The 19,930-nt window shown below is 69.9% G+C and carries 15 protein-coding genes; 8 read left to right on the top strand and 7 right to left on the bottom strand.

From position 1 onward, the window contains the following. Window positions 1-111 precede the first annotated feature (111 nt). A complete protein-coding gene (locus tag ON26_RS28970; RefSeq protein WP_040801097.1) occupies window positions 112-3,402 on the top strand; it encodes a protein kinase domain-containing protein in 3,291 nt (1,096 codons plus the stop codon). 233 nt (window positions 3,403-3,635) lie between these two features. On the opposite strand, the gene ON26_RS28965 is transcribed toward ON26_RS28970, so the two are convergent. From ON26_RS28965 to ON26_RS28935, 7 genes are all read right to left on the bottom strand, one after another. After that, window positions 3,636-5,135, bottom strand: a complete 1,500-nt coding sequence (locus tag ON26_RS28965; protein ID WP_040801096.1) for an aldehyde dehydrogenase — start codon at window positions 5,133-5,135, stop codon at window positions 3,636-3,638. 226 nt (window positions 5,136-5,361) lie between these two features. Continuing rightward, window positions 5,362-5,964 (bottom strand): TetR/AcrR family transcriptional regulator, encoded by a 603-nt coding sequence (locus ON26_RS28960; RefSeq protein WP_040801094.1) that lies wholly within the window; start codon window positions 5,962-5,964, stop codon window positions 5,362-5,364. Window positions 5,965-6,093: 129 nt separating this feature from the next. Further along, a complete protein-coding gene (locus ON26_RS28955; protein ID WP_040801093.1) occupies window positions 6,094-7,329 on the bottom strand; it encodes a cytochrome P450 in 1,236 nt (411 codons plus the stop codon). A gap of 2 nt (window positions 7,330-7,331) precedes the next feature. Continuing rightward, window positions 7,332-7,565 carry a ferredoxin gene (locus tag ON26_RS28950; protein WP_040801091.1) on the bottom strand — a complete coding sequence of 78 codons (234 nt, stop codon included), beginning with the start codon at window positions 7,563-7,565 and terminating at the stop codon, window positions 7,332-7,334. A gap of 1 nt (window position 7,566) precedes the next feature. Continuing rightward, on the bottom strand, window positions 7,567-8,433 hold the full coding sequence (locus ON26_RS28945; RefSeq protein WP_040801090.1) for an SDR family NAD(P)-dependent oxidoreductase: 867 nt from the start codon (window positions 8,431-8,433) through the stop codon (window positions 7,567-7,569). Between the two features lie 251 nt (window positions 8,434-8,684). Continuing rightward, window positions 8,685-9,863, bottom strand: a complete 1,179-nt coding sequence (locus ON26_RS28940; RefSeq protein WP_040801089.1) for a thiolase family protein — start codon at window positions 9,861-9,863, stop codon at window positions 8,685-8,687. Continuing rightward, the gene (locus tag ON26_RS28935; protein ID WP_157172049.1) at window positions 9,860-10,372 is read right to left on the bottom strand and encodes a hypothetical protein; all 513 of its coding nucleotides are present in this window, start codon (window positions 10,370-10,372) and stop codon (window positions 9,860-9,862) included. Before ON26_RS28935 ends, ON26_RS28940 begins: the two co-directional genes overlap by 4 nt. A gap of 196 nt (window positions 10,373-10,568) precedes the next feature. Here ON26_RS28935 and ON26_RS28930 point away from each other — a divergent pair, with 196 nt between their 5' ends. The 7 genes from ON26_RS28930 (at window position 10,569) to ON26_RS28900 (ending at window position 19,830) form a co-directional block, all read left to right on the top strand. Further along, window positions 10,569-12,239, top strand: coding sequence for an FAD-dependent oxidoreductase (locus tag ON26_RS28930; RefSeq protein WP_040801088.1), 1,671 nt, complete (start codon window positions 10,569-10,571; stop codon window positions 12,237-12,239). 76 nt (window positions 12,240-12,315) lie between these two features. After that, on the top strand, window positions 12,316-13,797 hold the full coding sequence (locus ON26_RS28925; RefSeq protein WP_040801087.1) for an acetyl-CoA acetyltransferase: 1,482 nt from the start codon (window positions 12,316-12,318) through the stop codon (window positions 13,795-13,797). 29 nt (window positions 13,798-13,826) lie between these two features. Continuing rightward, a complete protein-coding gene (locus ON26_RS28920; protein WP_040801086.1) occupies window positions 13,827-14,138 on the top strand; it encodes a hypothetical protein in 312 nt (103 codons plus the stop codon). Then, a complete protein-coding gene (locus ON26_RS28915) occupies window positions 14,135-14,572 on the top strand; it encodes a Zn-ribbon domain-containing OB-fold protein (RefSeq protein ID WP_040801085.1) in 438 nt (145 codons plus the stop codon). Before ON26_RS28920 ends, ON26_RS28915 begins: the two co-directional genes overlap by 4 nt. Beyond that, a complete protein-coding gene (locus ON26_RS28910; protein WP_040801084.1) occupies window positions 14,569-15,753 on the top strand; it encodes a thiolase C-terminal domain-containing protein in 1,185 nt (394 codons plus the stop codon). Before ON26_RS28915 ends, ON26_RS28910 begins: the two co-directional genes overlap by 4 nt. 26 nt (window positions 15,754-15,779) lie before the next feature. Further along, window positions 15,780-17,231, top strand: a complete 1,452-nt coding sequence (locus ON26_RS28905) for an aldehyde dehydrogenase (protein WP_040801083.1) — start codon at window positions 15,780-15,782, stop codon at window positions 17,229-17,231. A 169-nt stretch (window positions 17,232-17,400) separates the two neighbouring features. Further along, window positions 17,401-19,830, top strand: a complete 2,430-nt coding sequence (locus ON26_RS28900) for a CaiB/BaiF CoA transferase family protein (RefSeq protein WP_040801132.1) — start codon at window positions 17,401-17,403, stop codon at window positions 19,828-19,830. Window positions 19,831-19,930 lie beyond the last annotated feature (100 nt).

The raw sequence follows: 19,930 nt of genomic DNA, 5'->3' as shown, positions 1-19,930 counted from the left end.
CACCGACCACGGACAACGTCCGCCCAGGTCGATCGGCGTAAGCTGTTCTCGACGGAAGGACGGCATGATGCCTGGAGCCCGACGACGCTCCGGTCGTGGTACCCACGGCCGATGACCGCCGACGAACAGGAAGCCACCCGCCGTGAGGCATCGATGCCCCTGGCGGCGGACCTGCACGCGGCCGGATTCGCCGACGCCGTCGAGGTCGGGCGGGGCGGTTTCGGCGTGGTCTATCGGTGCGCACAACCCGCGCTGAACCGGACGGTCGCCGTCGAAGTGCTCTCCGCGGAATTCGATGCCGCGAATCGTGCGCGATTCCTGCGCGAACAACGGGCGATGGGCCGGCTGACCGGTCACCCTCATATCGTCACCGTGCTCGAAACGGGAACGACGGCGAACGGCAGACAATATCTGGTGATGCCTTCCTATCCGCTGGATTCGCTCGACGCGCAGATTCGGGAACGCGGTCCGCTGCCCGTGGGCGATGTCATCACGATCGGGGCGAAAATCGCCGATGCGCTGGAAGCCGCGCACAGTGTCGACGTCGTCCACTGTGACGTGAATCCCGCGAATATTCTGCTTGCCGAAAACGGTGAACCCGCACTGGCCGATTTCGGTATCGCGCGAATGGGCGGCGAATTCCGGACCTCGATCGGAACGGTCACGGGTTCGCCTGCGCTCACCGCACCCGAAGTCCTCGAAGGTTCGGCTCCCACGCCCGCCGCCGACGTCTACGGACTCGGCGCCACCATGTTCAGCGCGCTGACCGGGCATGCCGCCTTCGAGCGGCGCAGCGGTGAGAACGTCGTCACCCAGTTCCTGCGGATCACCACACACCCGGTGCCGAGCCTGACCGAGCAGGGCATACCCGACGAGGTGGCCGCGCTGGTGTCCGCGGCCATGAGCCGAAATCCGAACGACCGGCCCACGGCGCGCGAACTCCGCACGGCGCTCGTCGCGATCGAACAGCACGACCGGTACCCGATCGGTGGCCCGGCGTCTCCGGGCGAGTCGACCGATCGCGAGCGCCCAGCCGCGAAGCCGGAGATCAGCGGAGTGCGCTCGCCGCGCGTGGCGTTCGGGCAGGGCAGCGAAGGCAATCTGCCGCTGGAATTGACGAGCTTCATCGACCGGCGCACCGAGACCTCGGAGATCAAGAACCTGCTGTCGTCCGCCCGGCTGCTGACCCTGACGGGCATCGGCGGCGTGGGCAAGACCCGCTTGGCATTGCGCGCCGCCGGGCAGACCCGGCGGGCTTTCGCCGACGGGGTGTGGCTCGTCGAGTTGGCCGACCTGGCCGACGAGACGCTGGTGCTCGAGGTGCTGGCGGCCACCATGGGCGTCCGCGACGACGCGCTCAAACCCCTGCTCGACGTCGTCCTCGAACTACTGGCCGAACGGGAGGTGCTGCTGGTACTGGACAACTGCGAACACGTGATCGACGTCGTCGCGGAAGTGTCCGAGACCGTATTGCGCGAGTGCCCCGATGTGCGGATCCTGGCCACGAGCCGGGAACCGCTCAATGTCGCGGGGGAATCGGTCGTGCAGGTGCTGCCGCTGAGATCGCCCGACCCCGACACCGAGCCCACACTGGCGGAGATGCCGCGCTTCGACGGCGTGCTGTTGTTCGCCGAACGCGCCGCCGCCGCCATTCCGGGTTTCGAGATCGCCGAGGACAACAAGTCCGATATCGCGCGGATCTGTGCCCGCCTCGACGGCCTGCCGCTGGCTATCGAACTGGCCGCCGCGCGCATGCGCACCATGTCGGCGGCGCAGATCGTGCAGCGACTGACCGATCGCTACGCGCTGCTGACCCGGGGCAGCCGCACCGCCCCGACCCGCCAGCAGACGCTGCGGTGGTGCATCGACTGGAGTCACTCGCTGTGCTCGCCGAAGGAACAACAACTGTGGGCGCGGCTGTCGGTCTTCGCGGGCAGTTTCGCGCTCGAGGCCGTCGAGCAGGTGTGCTTCGACGAGTCGGTCGCCGGCGCCGGCGAGAGCCCGATCGACACGCTGTCGTCATTGATCGACAAGTCGATCGTCATCCGGGAAGAGTCCGCCTACGGTGTCCGCTTCCGGATGCTCGAGACCGTCGCCGAATACGGACGCGCGCAGTTGTCGGAGTCCGGCGAAGAAGGAGCGCTGCGCCGACGGCACCGTAGGTGGTACGAGCGGCTGTCCGCGCTGGCGGCGGCCGATTGGATCAGCGATCGGCAGGCCGAATGGAGCGCCAGGCTGGAGCGGGAACTGCCCAATCTGCGCGCCGCACTGGATTCCCTGCTGTCCGAGGACACCCCTGAGTCGGCCGAGTCCGCGGTGGCCATCATCGCGGCGCTGTCGGAGTTCTGGACCTTCCGCGGGCTGCACGGCGAAGGGCGTGCGTGGGCCGATCGCGCGCTCGTGCACCCGGGCATGCGGTCGGTGCCCTGTCGTGTCCAAGGACTCTGCCTCAGCGCCCATTTCACCGCAGCCCAGGGTGATTTCGACGGCGCGACCGATCGGCTGAAGCTCGTCCGCACCTATCCCGAACGTGATATGACCTCGGCCGTCCTCGCGCGTATCGCGCACACCGAGGGCCTGCTCGCGATCACCCGCGGCGACCCCGTCGGCACCGAAGCGCCGATGCGGCGGGCCGCCGAGCTGCTGCGGTCCGAGCCGGCTTCCGCATTGCGTGTCAGCGCGCTGACCCTGCTCGGCTGGTCCTACGAACTACGCGGCGACCCCGGGATGGCCGATCGCTGCTATCAGGAAGTCCTGGTGATCACGGACGGATGCGGTGAGTCCTACTACCGTTCGGCGGCGTTGCGTGGCATGGGCGTCGTCGCCCAGCAGCGCGGCGCACTCGATCAGGCCCGTCGGCTGTTCGAGAACGCGCTGCGGCTCAATCGGCTGATGTTCAGTCCGCATCTGGCCGCACTGAATATCGATGCGCTGGCTTGTGCGCTGCCGGAGACCGAGGCCGAGCGCTCGGCCGTCCTGATGGGCGCCGCGAAAGGATTGTGGCCGACCGGCCACAGCCTCCTGCTGAACATGTCCCGGTTCCACGCGCGATGCGATCGTGCGGTACGTGCCGCCCTGGGCGAGCGCAGATACCACGCGGCCACCCGGCAGGGGCAGGCACTGGGCGCGGACGCCGCGCTCACCTACGCGCTCCGGGACCGGGACAGCTCCAGCTCCTCGCGCACGGAGCCGGCCGTGACCCTGACCAAACGCGAACGCCAGGTCGCCGAACTCGTCGCCCAGGGCTTGAGCAACCGGCAGATCGCCGCCAAGCTGGTGATCTCGCAACGCACCGCTCAGGGGCACGTCGAGAACATCCTCACCAAACTGGGATTCAACTCGCGGACCCAGATCGCGGCGTGGATAGTCGGCCCGGGCAGGCAGGAAGGCGCCGGGGACTAGGCTGTGCCGCATGGGTTTCGACGGGGCTGCCGAGGCGCAGCGGGTGTCCGCGCTGCGGGATGCCGAGGCCAAGGTCGCCCCGCCGGCGAGAACTCCACCTCGCCACCGGTACCAGGCAGGAACGAATCCGGCCCCGCCGGGGCACGGGCGGGGCCGGATTCGGGTGCGGTGAGGTCAGTGGACGGGCGCTGCGGGCCTTCGAGATCGGAGGCGCCGCAACGACGGTCGTTCGGTCACTTGGCCGGGGCCGGAGCGGGGAAGTGGACGGTCTTGGTCTCGAAGAACTCCGCCAGGCCCTCCGGGCCGCCCTCACGGCCGATGCCGGACTGCTTGTACCCACCGAAGGGCAGGGTGAAGTCCATGGCGGCGGTGTTGACGCTGATGGTGCCGGTGCGGATCCGGCGGGCCAGGGCGTAGCCGCGCTCGGCGTCCTCGGTGTACACCGCGCCGGACAGGCCGTAGATGGAGTTGTTGGCGATGGCGACCGCGTCGTCCTCGTCCTCGTAGGTGATGATCGAGATGACGGGGCCGAACACCTCTTCCTGGGCGATCCGGTCGTCGGGGCGCACATTGTCGAGCAGGGTCGGGGCCACGAAGAAGCCCTTGTCCTGGCCCTCGGGGCGGCCGCCGCCGAGCACCACCGTGGCGCCGTCCTGCTTGGCGACCTCGATGTGGTTCAGCACGCGCTGGTAGTGATGAGCCGACGCCAGCGGGCCGAGGAAGTTGGTGGGCTCCCACGGATTGCCCATGGGCAGGGCGCCGTAGGCGAGCTTCAGCGCTGCCACCACCTCGTCGTGTCGGGCGCGGGAGACGAGGACGCGGGTCAACGCGACACAGGCCTGGCCGGACTGCATGCAGCCCGCCATCGGGAGGCTCTGCAGCACGGTGTTCAGGTCGGCGTCGTCGAGGATGATGGCGGCCGACTTGCCACCGAGTTCCAGCGAGACGCCGGCGACGCGTTCGCCGGCCAGGGACATGATGCGACGGCCCGCGGCGGTGCTGCCGGTGAAGGTGATGTGGTCGACGTCCGGATTGGTGACCAGCGCCTCGGAGACCTCGCGATCGGCGCACAGCACGCTGACGACGCCTTCGGGGATGCGGCCCTCGGCGACGAGTTCGCCGATGATGTCGGCGAACACCGAGGGCGACTCCGGCGCGTCGGGGGCGGTCTTCAGCACCACCGAACAGCCCGCCGCGAGCGCGGGCGCCACCTTGAAGGCGATGGTGCCGATCGGTCCGTTCCACGGAATGATCGCGGCGACAACGCCTTTGGGTTCCTTGACGATTTCCGAGATGCCGCCGTCGGCGCGGGTCCGCTGCTCGGACAGTTCGGTCGCCCTGGCCACGGCGGCGACCGCGCGGAAGAGGCCGCCGACCATCTGCTGGGTCGGGCGGCTGATCGACACCGGCACGCCGACCTCGATCACGCCGATGGTGGTCAGCTGGTCGACGCGCTGTTCCAGGCGGTTCGCGATCTCGTCGAGCACGTCGGCGCGCTCGGCGATCGGCTCGGCCGCCCACTCGCCGCGCTCGAACGAGGCGCGGGCGGCGGCCACCGCGGCGGCGATGTCCTCGGCCGTGGCCAGACGCACCCGGGACACGGTCTCCTCGCTGAACGAGTCGACCAGTTCGGTCCAGTCGTCGCCGGTGGAATCGGTCCAGCGGCCGCCGATGAACACCTGCTCGCGGTCGGCGATCGCGGGAGTTGTCGTCGAATCGATCGTGCTAGTCATGGTTCGATGTCCTTCTGTTTCCATTCGAGGGGACGGGCCGTGACGCTCACCGGCCTGGTCGCGAAATCCGCTGCGGCAGATCACTTGTGCGCGCAGGGTGCGACCATCGAGTGGGGTGTGACGGGCGCCGTCGGTGTGGCGCCGGTGGGATGCGGATCACACTAAACCTATAGGGTTTAGTTTGCAAGATGGCGTGCGGCAGTGCGCCGCGGGTGGACCGCCGGGGTCAGGCCAGGAAGGCGGGCAGAACGAAGGTTTCCAGCATCTGCCGATGCGCGGGGTCGCTCGGATCCTCGAAATCGAACCGGCCCACCAGGATGAGCTGGACGAGGCCGAGCCATTCGCAGGCCTTCGCATTGTCGATCCCGGGTCGCAGTTCGCCGCGCTCGCGGGCGCGGTCGAAGATCGGCCCCCACATCTCCAGCGTCAGCTCGGCCGCCAGATGGGAGGAGCCGACCACGGCCGCGGCAAGATCCATGTGCTCCGGGCTGACGATCAGCCGGATCAGCGGATCCTTGCGGCCGCGGTCGACAAGGAAGATCAGCCCGTCGATCAACTGGTCGCGGAAGCTCTCGCGCTCGAGCACGTATTTGGTGCCGCGCACGAACAGTTGCCGCGACCGCAGCCGGATCAATTCGGCGACGAGGGTGTCCCGGTCCCGGAAGTAGCGATAGATGGTCGGGCGGGACACGCCTGCGGCCTTGGCGATGTCGTCCATTGTGGTCTTGGCGACGCCGAAGTGCAGAAAGGTGGACTGAGCCGCCTCGAGGATCTGGCCACGTGCCTCCTCGAAGTCCGAGCTGAGCACATTGCTGTTGCGTCGGGCCATGTCAGTCCTGCCCTCCACGAATTCGATGCGGACCGCCGTCTCCCTTGACAATACCCGCGAAACGTTCTGCGTTGGTCGTCCGGCCCCGGCGGTGTGCGGCACAAGTCTCCGCACACCGCAGGCCACCGGTCAGGATACCGGGGTGAAGCGGATCGGTAGCCGTGCGCATCCGCGAACCTGGCTGGCGTGCAGCACGGGCGGGTCCGACTCGACCAGGTCGTAGTCGGGGATCCGCCGGTGCAGCTCCTCGAGCGCGATCCGCAGTTCGATCCTGGCCAGGTGCGAGCCGATGCAGCGGTGCGCGCCCGCGCCGAAGGACAGATGCCGGTTCGGCATCCGGTCCAGCTCGAGCTGGTCGGGCGACTCGAATTCCGCGCTGTCGCGGTTGGCGCCGCACAACATGAGGATCAGCTGGTCGCCCTCGGAGATGGTCACGCCGCCCAGCTCCGTGGTGCGGGTGGCGCGGCGGCCCGGGATCACCGCCGCCTCGATGCGCAGGATCTCCTCCACGGCGGAGGGGATGATGCTCTCGTCGTCGATGATCTGCTGACGCTGCTCGGGATTGTGGACGAGGTGGATGATGCTCCAGGCCAGCGAGCCCTGCACGGTGTGCAGGCCGGCGATCAGCAGCAGGAAGAACATCCGGTTGAGCTCTTCGTCGGTGAGCAGGCGGGTGCCGTCCTCGAGTTCGAACTCGGTGTGGATGATCGTGGAGGTGATGTCCTCGCTCGGGTTGGTGCGGCGCTGTTCGATCATCTTCTGGAAGTAGCCGAACATCTCGAAGGCGGCCTTGGCACGGGCCATCGTCGACTCTTCTTCGGTGCCGCCGGGGACGCCGGTGAGGATGATGTCGGTCGCCTCGGTGAACAGCGGGGCGTCCTCGATCGGCCAGTCCATCAGCGCGAGGAACACCCGGGCGGGCAGCTCGTGGGCGAACTCCGCGATGAACTCGGCTTCGCCCTTGCCCGCGAACCCGTCGATGAGGTCGTTGACGACATCGCGGATGTCCTCCTCCAGGGCCTTCATCCGATTCGGGCTGAACAGCGGCTGCAGGGCGCGCCGGTAGCCGGTGTGCTCCGGCGGATCCAGTTCGATCGGGATGAACTTGCCGAAACCGGCGGCCGTCGAGACCAGGTTGTTCGGGTAGCTGGAGAAGGTCTCGGCGTCGCGCAGGACTTCGTGGATCTCGTGGTAGCGGGTGACGATCCAGTGCCCGCCGTGCGCGGTGGAGTACACCACCGGGCCCTTGGCGGCGAGTTCGGCGACACGCTCCTGGACGGTGTCGACCGGGTGGGCGAGGGACGGGTCGTAGACGTCGAAGTCGACGACGAGCTCGGGTGGAACGGCGGAAATACTCGTGGTCATCGCTATCGGTCCTCTGTATCGGAGGGGGCTGCGGTCGTCAGCGACAGCGCGCGTTCGGGGCAGACGGATACGGCGGTGTCGGCGTCGTCGAGTTGCGTCTCGGGAACCGGATCGACCAGGACGACAGGGTCGCCCTGGTCGTCGGACTCCACCAGGATCGGCGCGACCGCGTAGCACATGCCGTGACCGGCGCAGGCTTTGCGGTCGACGACGAGACGGACTGGGGGAGTGGTCATCTCACAGGTCCCCGGGGGAGCCCTTGTCCTCGGCGAACCACATGCCGACCCGGGCGAGGGTGCCGCCGTCGGTGGAGGGCAGGACCAGGCCGGAGATGTATGCGGAGTCGTCGGAGGCCAGGAACAGCGCGACCTTGGCGTTGTCCACCAGTGACGGCGGACGGTTCAGCTTGAGCGGGATGGGCGAGATCGACGGATCCCATTCGCCCGCGACCTGCTCGTAGGACTGGCCGACCACCGGCGAGCCGGGCGGCATGAGGAAGTTCGGCGACATGCCGTGCGTCGGGGCGATCGCGTTCACGCGGATGCCGTAGCGGCCCAGGTCCAGGCTCAGGCCGCGGACCATGCCGTTCACGCCGGCCTTGGTGGCCGAGTACATGGCGATGTTGTGGTAGGCCTGGATGGAGGCCGCCGACGAGGTCGCCAGAATGGTGCCGCCGCCGTTGGCGCGCAGCGCGGGCACCGCCGCCTTCGCGGAGTAGAAGACGCCGCTGAGGTTCACGCCAAGGACGTGCTGCCAGTCGGCGTCGGTGAGGTCCTGGAAATCGACCTGCTCGCCGCCCGCGACGGAAGGGACGCCGCCGCGCGAGACCACGCCCGCGTTGGCGAACATGATGTCGAGCTTGCCGAACTTCTCGACCGTGGTCGCGACCGCGGCGTCGACCTGGCTCTCGTTCGCCACGTCGGCGGTGATCGCCAGGGCGGTGCCGCCCTGCTCTTCGACGATCTTGACGGTCTGCTCCGCGCGATCGGTGTCGATGTCGACGACGGCGATCTTGGCGCCTTCGGAGGAGAAGAGCTGGGCGCACTGACGGCCGAATCCCGATCCGGCACCGGTGATGACGGCGACTTTGCCTTCGAGCTTCATGGGTGATTCTCCGCTGTCGAGGAATGGGTGCGACGGGCCTCGAGCGAGGCCGGCGTCGGGGGAGGTGCCGGCGTGGGCTGTGACGGGCATCCCAAGAGCGGTGCGACCGTCCGGCGGTGGAACGAAAGTGCCGTACCTCACAGCAGAAGTTACGCCACGAGACGAGTGACGTCAATCGTCATTTGTCATTCGATCGAACTTCTTGTTCGCTCGCCTCGGGCGGATCATGCTTCTGCACAGGTCACATGCGCCTAAAGGCGTTCGATTACGGTGGCGTTGGCCATGCCGCCGGCCTCGCACATGGTCTGCAATCCGTATCGGCCGCCGGTGCTTTCGAGGTGGTTCAGCAGGGTGGTCAGCAGCCGGGTGCCCGAGCTGCCCAGCGGATGGCCCAGGGCGATCGCCCCGCCGCGCGGATTCAGTCGTTCCGGGTCGGCGTGCAGATCCCGCTGCCAGGCCAGCGGTACCGCGGCGAAGGCCTCGTTGACCTCGTAGGCATCGATGTCGTCGATCGACATGTGGGTGCGCGACAGCAGCCGCTGGGTCGCGGGCACCACGCCGGTGAGCATCAGCAGCGGATCGCTGCCCGCGACGGCGAAGCCGTGGAAGCGCGCCCGTGGGGTCAGTCCGAGCGCCCGCGCGGTGTGCTCGGAGGCGATGAGCACCGCGGACGCGCCGTCGGTGAGCGGGGAGGAATTGCCCGCGGTGATGTTCCATTCGATCTCGGGGAATCGGGTGGCCGCGTTCTCGCATCGGAAAGCCGGCCGTAGCGCGGCGAGTGCGTCGAGGTTCGCGCCGGGGCGGACCGTCTCGTCGGTGTCGGCCACCCGTACACCCCGCTCGTCCTCGATGGTGACGGGCACGATCTCGTCGGAGAAGTCGGCGGCCGCGGCGCGGGTGTGTGAGCGCACGGCGAACTCGTCGAGGGCGGTGCGATCGAGTTTCCAACGGGCCGCGACGATCTCGGCCGCGATGCCCTGGTTCACCAGCCCCTCGGGATAGCGGGCGGCGACGCCGGGACCACGGGCGTCGCGGTCCATCACGGCGGTGCCCATCGGCACCCGGCTCATCGACTCCACCCCGCAGGCGATGACCAGGTCGTAGGCGCCGGCCATGACGCCCTGGGCCGCGAAATGCACCGCCTGCTGGCTCGACCCGCACTGCCGGTCCACCGTGGTCGCCGGCACCGACTCCGGGAAGCCGGCGCTCAGCACCGCGTTGCGGGTGATGTTGAGCGACTGCTCGCCCGCCTGCCCCACGCAGCCGCCGATGACGTCGTCGACCAGCGCCGGGTGCACATCGTTGCGCTCGACCAGGGCTGACAGCACCCCGGCGAGCAGCGCCGCGGGATGGACGCCGGAAAGCGCGCCGCCGGGTCTGCCCCGCCCGGAGGGGGTGCGGATCGCGTCGATGATGACGGCGGATGTCACAGTTCTTCCCTTCTGACGGAGTTGGTGGAGGGCTTCGGCGCGAGGGTGCGCAGACCGGCGTCGACGAGGAGCGGGACAGCCGCGCCGGTGGTGCCGAAGCCGTCGCCGACGGTGCGGCCCGCCAGGTGGCGCTGGTGGATGCCCTCGGCGATCACCGCGAGCTCGAAGTAGCCGAGGGCGCGATAGAACGGCAGTTCCGACAGGTCGGCGCCGGTGGCCGTGGCGTATCGCGCGGCCATGTCGTCGGCGGTCGGGAATCCGGGGTTCGCGGTGGGCGCGTGCCGGGCGAGGAAGCCCTCGGCGCGCCCGAATCCGGTCAGGCCGACCGCGGCGAGCGGCACCGCGTGCAGCGCGGCCAGAGTGTCCACTTGCGCCCGCAGCTCGGGCCGCGCGGCGGGCAGGTGCTCGCGCAGGTGGTCGCGCAACGCGTCGAGGTCGAGTCCGGGCAGGCTCACTCTGTGCTCGGTCGTCGCGCCGGTACGTGAGCCGGCATCGGAAATGGCAGGCACCAAGCCTCCTTGTGGGTATGCGGGGGCGGCGCCGGCTGGGGGTGCCGCCGGGGTGGAAGCGCAGAACGCGCTGATCAGTGAAGAGCCCCTTGCGCCTTGCGTGATGCGCATCACCGAGCGTATAACAAATAACGTTCTCTGTAATGTGTAATACACCTCACTGTCCGTGCCGTGGTGCGCGGGAATCGGAGGAACGATGGCGCATGTCGTCACCCAGCCCTGTTGCAACGACGCGAGTTGCGTCGCCGTCTGCCCGGTGGACTGCATTCGCCCCCGGCCCGACGAACCCGGTTACGCGCGTGCGGAATTGCTGCACATCGACCCGGCGACCTGCATCGATTGCGGCGCCTGCATCGAAGAGTGCCCGGTCGACGCGATCGTCCCGGACACCGACCTGACCCCGCTCGACGCGCCGTTTCTGGAGATCAACGCGGCGTACTTCGTGGATTCGCCCATCGCGGGCACGGCCCCCGCGCCGTCCGTGCCCGCGCCTGCTCTCGGCAGCGGGCCGTTGCGGGTCGCGATCGTGGGATCCGGGCCCTCGGCCTGCTACGCGGCCGAGGAGTTGCTCGCCCATCGCGATCTCGATCTCGCGATCACCATGTTCGAGCGGCTGCCGACACCGCTCGGGCTGGTCCGCTACGGCGTGGCGCCGGACCATCAGAAGACCAAAGCGGTCGCGCAGGCGTTCGGCCGGACGCTGAACCGGAAGGAGTTGTCGCTCGAGCTCAATGTCGAGGTCGGCGTGCACATCAGCGAGGAGGAGTTGCTCGACTTCCATCACGCCGTCGTCTACGCGACCGGCGCGGCACGCGGCCGGGAACTCGGCATCCCCGGCGAGGATCTGCCCGGTGTGCATCCGGCCAGTGATTTCGTGGCCTGGTACAACGGGCATCCCGACCACGCGGCGCATCGGTTCGACTTCTCCGCCGAGCGCGCGGTGATCGTCGGCAACGGCAATGTCGCGCTGGACATCGCCCGCATCCTGGTATCGGATCCGGCGACGCTGGCCCGCACCGATATCGCCGACCACGCGCTGGAAGCGTTGTCGCAGAGCCGGATCCGTGAAGTCGTGATCGCGGGCAGGCGCGATCCGGCCGCCGCGGCCTGCACGGTTCCGGAACTGCTCGGACTCGGCCGGATTCCCGGTGTCGACATCGTCGTCGGCCGCGGCGGCACGGGCGACGGGATGGGCGAGGTCGAGCGCGGGGACTACCGGACCAGGCTCAAGACCCGCATGATCGCCGACTTCGCGGCCGGGTCCACGGGTTCCGCGGACAAGCGGATCCGGCTCGAGTTCCTCCGCTCGCCGCAGGCGGTGCACGGGCAGGGGCGGGTCGAGTCGATCGACCTGGCGCACAATGAGCCGATCGGCGACGGTAGCGGAGCGGTGCGCGCCACCGGGGAGGTCGATCGGCTCGAATGCGGGCTGGTGCTCACCGCGGTCGGCTATCGCCCGGCGCCGATGGCCGGGGTGCCGTTGCGCGCGGACGGCGGCGCCGTGGCACACGACCTGGGCCGGGTGGTCGGCGCGGACGGAGCGCCCGTGCCCGGCCGCTATGTCACCGGCTGGGCCAAGCGCGGTCCGTCGGGCGTGATCGGGACCAACAAGCCGTGCTCGGCCGAGTCGATGGCGAGCCTGCTGGCGGATTTCGCGGCGGGGGCGCTGTCCGCGCCGACCCGGTCCCTCGACGAGCTCGAAGCCCTCCTCGCGCAGCGTCAGCCGCTGCGCATCGGTAAGCAGGGGTGGAAGGCCATCGACGCCGCCGAGCGCCGCAACGGCCGGGCCGGGCGACGGCCACGGGTGAAGTTCGTCGATACGCAGGAGATGCTGGGCGCCGCGGGCGCTCTGGCGGCAAACCTCTGAACGGCCGTTGTAAATCTAATAGCGTTAGATATAGTCTCGCTGTGCGCGAGAGCGACGAACGAAGGAGGAGAGTGCGATGACGCTCGATCCACGGACCCCGGTACTGGTCGGGGTCGGCCAGCACAGCGAGCGTGACGGCGGCCGGGAACCCATCGACCTGCTGACCGAGGCCGCCCGCAGCGCGGCCGCCGACGCCGGATCGGCCGCGCTGCTGCGGGAGATCGACGCCGTCCGGATCGTGCGGCTGCTGTCGTGGCGCTACCGCGATCCCGGCGCCCTGCTCGCCGAGCGCCTCGGCGCGCAGCCCCGGCTCACCGGCTACACCGGCAACGGCGGCAACACCCCGCAGACGCTGGTCAACACCGCGGCCGCGGAGATCGCCGCCGGGAAGCTCGACGTCGTCCTGGTCGGCGGCGCGGAATCCTGGCGCACCCGGAGCAAATTGCGCGCGCAGGGTATCCGGCCGGATTGGACGGAGCAGGACGAGTCGGTGCCGAAGGCGCCGCTCGTCGTTCCCGAGGTGCCGATGTCGGCGGAGTCCGAGCGCCGCATCGGCCTGGACCGCCCCGCCTACATCTACCCGCTGTTCGAGCAGGCGCTGCGCCTGGCCGCCGGGAGTTCGATCGCCGAGCACGCCGACCGGATCGGCGCGCTGTGGTCGCGGTTCAGCGCGGTCGCTGCCGCCAACCCGCACGCGTGGACGCGGCGCGAGTACCGGCCCGCCGAGATCACCACCGCCACGCCGGACAACCGCTGGGTGAGCGCGCCCTACATCAAGCTGATGAACTCCAACAATATGGTCGACCAGGCCGCCGCATTGCTGGTGTGCTCGGTGGAAGTGGCGCAGCGGCACGGCATTCCGCGCGACCGCTGGATCTTCCCGCATGCCGGGGCCGAGGCGCACGACACCTACGCGGTGGCCGAACGGGGGGCGCTGCACCGCTCGCCCGCCATTCGGATCGCCGGGGCGCGCGCCCTCGAACTGGCCGAGGTCGGCCTCGACGAGATCGCCCACGTCGACGTGTACTCGTGCTTCCCCTCGGCGGTGCAGGTGGCAGCCGCCGAGCTGGGTCTGCCGATCGACGATCCGGCCCGCCCGCTGACGGTCACCGGCGGATTGACCTTTGCCGGCGGACCGTGGAACAACTACAGCACCCACGCCATCGCCACCATGGCCGAGACGCTGCGCCGCGATCCCGGCGCGCGCGGCCTGATCACCGCCAACGGCGGCTACCTCACCAAACACGCCTTCGGCGTCTATTCGACCGAGCCGCCTGCGCACGGGTTCCGGCACGAGGACGTGCAGGCGCTCGTCGACGCCGAACCGGCCACGATCGCGCTCGACAGCTACCAGGGCACGGCCGAACTCGAGTCGTGGACGGTGGTCTACGACCGCGACGGGAAGCCGGAGACCGCGTTCGTCGCCGCGCGCACTCCCAGCGGCGAACGGACGCTCGCCCGAAGCACCGAACCGACCACGTTGAGCTGCCTGGCCACCGAGGACGCCGCGGGCAAGGCGGTCGCCGTCGACGCCGACGGCGGCTGCGTCCTCATCTGATCGACACCGACCACGACGAAGGAAAACCGATGTCTCTGGAAGAGTTCCGCGCCAGGTACGAAGCGCACGTGAACAAGGTCGCCGCCGGTGACACCGCGGGCGCGCTGGCCGACATGGTGCCCGCCCGGCTGGCCACCGTCTTCGACGGCGTGACCGTCCCGCGCGGCGCCGTGACCGCGGTGGAGGTGCGCGATGTGCGAGCCGAGGGTGCGACCCACATCGGCGAAGCCGTGTACACCACGCCCGACGCCGTGATCGGGCTGCGCTCGATCTGGGAGAACCACGACGGGGTCTGGCTCGCCGCCGCCCTGGAGAACTTCCCGGTCGAGGCCCGTTCGTGAGCGTCGAATTCCCCTGGGGTCCGGCGCCCGACGGCGTGGACACGCCGTATTGGGAGGGCCTGCTCGCCGGGGAACTGCGGTTGCAGCGCTGCACCGAGTGCCGGGCATGGATCTGGGGACCACAGTGGCTGTGCCCGCACTGCCACACCTTCGATCCCGGCTGGGAGAGCGTGCAGCCGGTCGGCACCGTCTACAGCTGGTCGCGTAGCTGGTACCCGTTCATCTCCGAACTGCCCGTCCCCACGCCGTATGTGACCGTGCTGGTGGAGCTGCCGCAGGCCGGGAACCGGCGGGTGCTCGGCATCCTGAGCGAACCCGAGCCGGCGAAGGCGCGTGTGCGCATCGGTGACCGGGTGACCGGCCGCTTCGAACTCGACGAGGGCGCGACCTGGCCGTTGCTGCGCTGGACCCTGGAACCGGAGGGAATCCGATGAGCACCATCGATATGCGTGGCGCCGCGGCCGTCGCAGGCATCGCCGAATTGCATTACCGCCGTGGCGAATCCCCGGACGGCGAGCTGCGCATGACGTTGCGGGCGATTCTGGACGCCTGCGCGGACGCCGGGATCTCGCCCCGCGAGCTGGACGGCTTCGTCTCCTATGCCGGTGGCGGGCACGACGGTTCGGTGATCGGCGCCGCGCTCGGCGTCGACGACATCCGGTTCTCCTCGATGATGTGGGGCGGTGGCGGCGGCACCGTCGCCGCCGCGATCAACGCCGCGGCCGCGGCCATCGCCACCGGCCAGGCCGAGTGCGTGGTCGCCTACCGGGCCATGGCGCAGGCCGACACCGGTCGCCTCGGCTACGCCAAGTACTACTACGGACCGCACTTCCTCGCCCACGGCATCGGCTCGCCCGCTCAGGTCTGCGCCATGCGCACCCAGCGGATGCTCGAGCACGACGGCGTGCCGCGCGAGGCCATGCGCGCGCTGGTGCTGGCCGCCTACCGCCACGCACAGAACAATCCGACCGCGCAGGCCTACGGCAAGCCCCTCGATGAACAGACCTACGAACAGTCCCGGCTGGTCACCGAGCCGTTCCACCTGTTCGACTGCTCGCGGGAGAGCGACGGCGCGGTCGCACTGGTGCTGGTCTCCGCGCAGCGGGCACGGACGCTGAACCAGCCGCCCGCCTACGTCATCGCGGGAGCCCAGGGCGCGCCCGGCGGTTACTCGGCACGCATCGACAACGACGACCAGTACGCCACCGCGGGCTTCGCCGGTGCCAACGGGCGTCCAGGCGTGGCCGACCGGCTGTGGGCCGCCGCCGGGGTCGGGCCGTCCGATATCGATGTCGTGCAGGTCTACGAGAACTTCAGCGGCCCCGCCGTGGCCGCGCTCATCGATCACGGCCTGGCTCCCTCGGGCCCGGCGGCCGGCTCGGTGCTGACCGTCGACAACCTGACCGCCGGGATCGGCGCGCTGCCGGTCAACACCAGCGGCGGAAATCTCGGCGACGCGTTCGTCAACGGCATGAATCTCGCGGCCGAAGCCGTCCGCCAGATCCGTGGCACCTCGGCCAATCCGGTTGCCGGCGCCGAACTCTCGCTGTTCATCGGCGGCCCGATGGCGCCGCTGGTCAGCTCCACCCTCTTCGGGCACGAAGACGCCCTCTGAATCCATCCCCGTCGCGGAGGTTCCCCATGGACGAAACCAATCTCGACCGGCTCGACCTGTTCATCGACGGCCGCTGGGTCGCACCTCGCCAGGGCGGCCACACGGATGTGATCGAGGCCGCCACGGAGAAGGTGCTCGGTCGCGCGGCGTCGGCTTCGACGGCCGATATCGATGCCGCCGTGGTCGCGGCGCGCACCGCCCTGCACGGGCCGTGGGCCGACTACACCCCCGAGCAGCGCGCCGACGTGCTCGATCGATTCGCGGCGGCATTGAAGGCGCGGGCCAAGACCACCGCGGCGCTGGTCAGCCGGGAGAACGGCATGCCGATCTCGTTGTCGATCGGCGTCAACGGCTACGGGCCGGCCGCGATGTTCTCCTACTACGCGGGCCTGATCCGGTCCGCCGCGGCCGAGGACGTGCGACCTGGCGTGTTCGCCGGGCGAACCGTGGTGCGCCGCGATCCGATCGGCGTGGTCGTCGCGGTCACCCCGTGGAACTACCCGCAGCCGTTGAGCGCCATGAAGATCGCGCCCGCGCTCGCGGCCGGGTGCACGGTCGTGCACAAGCCCGCGCCCGAAACCGCGCTGGACGCTTTCCTGCTCGCCGACGCCGCGCTGGCGGCCGGTCTGCCCGATGGCGTGCTCAATATCGTGCCGGGCGACCGGGACGCGGGCGCCCATCTCGTCGCCCATCCGGGCGTCGACAAGGTCGCCTTCACCGGATCGACCGGTGCGGGCCGGGCCATCGGCGAGGTCTGCGGACGGTTGTTGCGTCCGGTGACGCTGGAGCTGGGCGGCAAGTCGGCCGCCATCGTCGCCGAGGACGCCGACCTGGCCGTGTTCGCCGCATCGCTGCTGGACGTGTCGCTGCCGAACAACGGTCAGACCTGCCACGCGAGCACCCGCATCCTCGCGCCGACTTCGCGCTACGAGGAGGTGGTCGAGGCGGTCACCGAGACCGTGCGCGCGCTGCGCATCGGCGACCCGCTCGACCGCGAGACCGCGATCGGCCCGTTGGTCAGCGCCGCACAGCGGGACCGGGTGCTCGGCTACATCGCCTCGGGCGACCGCGCCGGTTTCCGCCGCACCACCGGCGGTTCGATCCCGGCCGAGACGCCGACGGGCTGGTTCGTCGAACCCACCGTCTTCGCCGATGTCGACAACACCGCGCACATCGCCCAGGAGGAGATCTTCGGCCCGGTGCTGACGATCACCCCCTACACCGGCGAGGACCACGCGGTCGACCTGGCCAACGACACCGCCTACGGCTTGGCCGGCACGGTGTGGACCACCGACGAGGAGCGCGGGATCGCGCTGGCCGCGCGGATCGAGAGCGGCACGGTCGGGGTCAACCACTACGCGCTGGACCTGGCCGCGCCGTTCGGCGGAGTGAAGGCCTCCGGTCTCGGTCGCGAACTGGGGCCGGAGGGACTCGCTCCGTATCAGCAGCCGAAGTCGATCTACCTCGGCACGCGCTGATCGGTAGCGGAAAGACCATGCGGAGGCGAAAGGCAGTGTGGCAGTGAACGGCAACGTATCGGTCGGCGGCAGTGTGCCAGTGCAAGGCCGTGTGTCAGGACAGGGCAGTGCGGCAGGAGAAGGCAGCGTGTCGGCGCAAGGCAGCGCCTCTGTGAAAGGCGATGCGGCAGTGCTGCTTCCGCTCGACGGGGTCCGCGTACTGGATCTGACCGACGGCCTCGGCGAATCGTGCGGCCGGTACCTGGCCGATCTCGGAGCGCATGTGGTGCGCGCCGAACCCGTGCGCGGGTCGGCGTCACGACAGGCCGAGCCGCGCGTCGAGGGCATCAGCATTCCGTTCGCCCTGCGCAATGCCAACAAGCTCGCGGTGACCGCCGACCCGAGCACCGAGTCCGGGCGTGAACGGCTGGCCGAACTGATCGCCGGCGCCGACATCGTGATCGAGTCGTTCGCGCCGGGAACTCTGGCCGGGTACGGGCTCGCGGCCGATCGGTTCCGCGCCGAGCGTCCCGAGCTGGTGTGGGTCTCGATCACCGGTTTCGGGAGCAACGGGCCGTATGCGGACTGGACCGCCACCGAACCGGTGCTCTACGCCCTGAGCGGGGCACTGTCGCGCTCCGGTGCGCCCGACGCGCCGCCGTTGCTGCCGCCCGCCGGGCTGGTCGAAGAGGCGGTCGGCGCGCATGCGGCCTGGTCGGCGGTACTCGCCTACTATCGCCGGATCCGTTGCGGGCAGGGTGAATTCGTCGACCTTTCGGCACTCGAGGTGATGGTGCACGGGTTCGACCCCGGCTTCGGCACCCAGGGCTCCGCCGCGGCGGGAAGGGCCGAGGACTTCCCGCGCAACCGCCCGAACGCGGCGAACTTCTATCCGGTGTTCGCGTGCGCCGACGGTTACGTGCGCATCTGCCTGCTCGCGAAACGGCAGTGGCGGGCGATGTTCGAGTGGCTCGGCTCGCCGGAGGAGTTCGCCGACCCGAAATACGACACGATCCCCGGCCGGTTCGCCGCCGCTGACCGGCTGCATCCGCTCATCGGCCGCCTGTTCGCCGGGCTCACCCGAAACGAACTGGTCGCCGAGGGGGCCGCACGCGGCATTCCGCTCGGCGGACTGCACGACATCGCCGAGGTGCTGACCCAGCCGCATTTCGTCGAGTCGGGCGCGTTGATCGATGCGGAACTCGCTCCGGGCTTGTCCGCTCGGGTGCCCTCGGGCTACCTGAGCATCGACGGCGCGCGCGCCGGTATCCGGCTGCCCGCGCCGGTGGCGGGGGAGCACGACGGGCTGGTCGACCCGTGGTGCGACGTGCGGATGCCTGCGGCGGCCGGCCACAACGGGCCGACCGGCCGGACGCGGGAGGGGACCAGTCCGCAGGCCGCTGACCGCCCGCTGACCGGCCTGCGCGTGCTCGACCTGGGCGTGATCGTGTTCGGCGCCGAGTTGAGCAGGCAGCTGGCCGACTACGGCGCCGATGTCGTCAAGATCGAGAACGCGACCTTTCCCGACGGCCTGCGCCAGACCAAGCGCGGCGCGAAACTGGCCGCCTCGGTGGCGTGGGGGCATCGCAACAAGCGCAGCCTCGGACTGGATCTGCGCAGTCCCGAAGGTCTGGCGTTGTTCCGCGCGCTCGCCGAGGACGCCGATGTGGTGCTGGCCAACTTCAAGCCGGGCACCCTGGCGTCGATGGGGCTGGCACCGCGGGAACTGCTCGCTCTCAATCCCCGCCTGGTGATTTCGGAGAGCAGCGCCTTCGGCGGCAGCGGCCGGTGGAGCAACCGGCTCGGATACGGACCGCTGGTGCGCGCCTCCTGCGGAGTGTCCGCACTGTGGCGCTACCCGCACGACCCGGAACTGCTGTGCGACGGCATGACCGTCTACCCCGACCACATCGCCGCCCAGGTGGCCGCCGCGGCGGTGCTCGCCGCGCTGGTCCGCCGGGAGCGCACCGGACGGGGCGCCGTCATCGACATCGCCCAGGCCGACACCGCGCTGGTGCAACTGGGCGTGCAGCTCACGCTGGAGTCGCTGCGCCCGGGGTCGGTCGTCGCCACCGGCAACGCCGATCCCCACCACGCGCCCTCGGGCGTCTACGCCTGCGCGGGCGACGACGAATGGTGCGCTGTGACAGTGCGTTCCGATCGTGCATGGGCAGCCGTGTGTGAACTCGCCGGTGCACCGGAACTGGCCGACGATCCGCGCTTCGCCACCGCCGCGGCGCGCATCGAGCACCGAGCCGAGGCCGACCGGGTACTCGCGGACTGGCTGGCGCGCTTGCGGCCCACGGAGGCCATGCAGCGCTTGCAGGAGGCCGGCGTGCCCGCGGGCGCCATGCTCCGGCTGCCCGAACTGCTCACCGATCCGCACCTGAAGGATCGCCGCAGCTTCGCCTGGCTGTCCCACGACCTGATGCCCGCGCCGCTGCCGACGGCCACCTCCGTCGGGCACTTCGCCCATATCGCCGAACCGCCGCTGCGGCAGGCGCCGGTCGCCGGCGAGCACACCCGCCAGATCTGCCGCGACGAGCTCGGCCTGAGCGACGAGCGGATCGACGAACTCGTCGAGGCCGGAGTTCTGCAACCCCCGGCGGCCACGACCTGAGCGGGGTCTGCCTGTTGGCTCGAGAGGCCGGTGCCGCATCGATGCGGCACCGGCCTCTCGAGCATTCCGAGGACGGAACGGCCGTGGGCGCCGCCATCGG

This window comes from Nocardia higoensis NBRC 100133, assembly GCF_000308595.1.
Lineage (GTDB): Bacteria > Actinomycetota > Actinomycetes > Mycobacteriales > Mycobacteriaceae > Nocardia > Nocardia higoensis.
The sequence above is the reverse complement of the archived record's forward strand: the minus strand, read 5'-3'. Positions and strand labels throughout refer to the sequence as shown.